The sequence below is a fragment of the Micromonospora sp. NPDC002575 genome (assembly GCF_042889525.1).
GTDB classification, from domain to species: domain Bacteria; phylum Actinomycetota; class Actinomycetes; order Mycobacteriales; family Micromonosporaceae; genus Micromonospora; species Micromonospora carbonacea.
The window spans coordinates 1-1,439 of sequence record NZ_JBIARA010000073.1; the positions used below are offsets into that span (position 1 = coordinate 1).

Consider the following 1,439-nt stretch of genomic DNA (forward strand, 5'->3'; position numbering starts at 1 on the left):
TGGGTGAGGATGACGAGGTGGGTGTGGGTGAGGTGGGGGTTGGTGAGCCATTGTTGGAGGTGGTGCAGGGTCCGTTCCGCCACCGCATGAGCCGCTTCCAGCGAGTCGTCGTGGTCCCCGTCCAGTCCGCAGTGGAAGAACACGATGTCGACCGGTGCGTCGTCGGGGAGAGCGTCCACGGCGGTGAGACCCTCGAAACGCTCGCACAGGCCCAACGGGTCCGGCCCCACGACGACGCCGGTACGCCAGGGCGGCGTCGGCTGCGCGTCCGGCGTCGCCAGGATCGGCCATTCCACCCGCAGCGGTAGGGCGCCGCCACGGAGGCGCGTGACGTCGACCGCCCGCAGGGTCAGCGCGTCGACGGTGGCGACGGGTGCACCCGAGGCATCGGTCATGACCACGGTCACGCCGTTCGGCCCGGCGGGGGACAGCCGGACCCGTACGCTGCTCGCCTCGACCGCGTGCAGGGACGCTCCGCTCCAGGTGAAGGGCAGCGCGCCGGCGGCGTGCTCACCGACGAGCCCCAGGGCGACGGGGTGCAGCGCGGCGTCCAGCAGCGCGGGATGCAGGCAGAACCGGTGGGCGCTGAGCTGCTCCGATTCGGGCAGGCCGACCTCGGCGAACACCTCGTCGCCCGATCGCCACGCCGCCCGCAGCCCACGGAAGGCCGGGCCGTAGTCGTACCCCTTGGCGCTGAGCTGCTCGTAGGAACCCGCGAGGTCGATCGGAGTCGCGCCGGCGGGAGGCCAGTCGGCGGGCTGGTCCACGGTCGCGTCGGCGGGAGCGGCCGGGGTGAGCGCACCGTCGGCGTGACGCGTCCAGGAGGTCTCGGCGTCGGCGTCGGCGGGCCGGGAGTACACCGCGAAGGTGCGCCGGCCGCTGTCGTCCGGATCGTCGACCACGACCTGCAACCGGACGGCGACATCGTCCTTGATGACGAGGGGCGCGTGCAGCGTCAGGTCCTCGACATGCTCGCAGCCGACCTCGATGCCGGCCCGGAACGCCATGTCCAGCACGGCGGCGCCGGGCAGCAGGACGGTGCCGAAGACCGCGTGGTCGACCAGCCACGGATGCGTGGCGCTGGAGACCTGACCGGTGAGGACGTGTCCCCGTTCGTCGGCCAGCTCGATGGCGGAGGCGACCAGGGGATGGCCCGTGCTGCGCTGCCCGGAGCCCGACGAGGCGCCCGCCGACGGGTGTAGCCAGTAGTGGTGGTGTTGGAAGGGGTAGGTGGGGAGGTGGGGGGTGGTGTGTGGGGTGGGTGTGGGTTGGTGGGGGTGGAGTCCGGTGGTGGTGGTGTGGGCGAGGGCGAGTGCGAGTTGGGTGGGTCCGTGTTGGTTGCGCTGCAGTGTGGCGATCGTGACCGCTTTGGTGGTGGTGGTGTCGATGGTGTGTTGGATGGGTGTGGTGAGGACGGGGTGGGGGCTGGTTTCGATGTA

Annotated in this window: 1 protein-coding gene; it reads right to left on the reverse strand. The window is 71.6% G+C overall.

The features are described from left to right. Positions 1-1,439, reverse strand: a 1,439-nt coding sequence (locus tag ACFYWL_RS31190; protein WP_386980429.1) for a polyketide synthase dehydratase domain-containing protein, incomplete at both ends; no start/stop codon positions are given.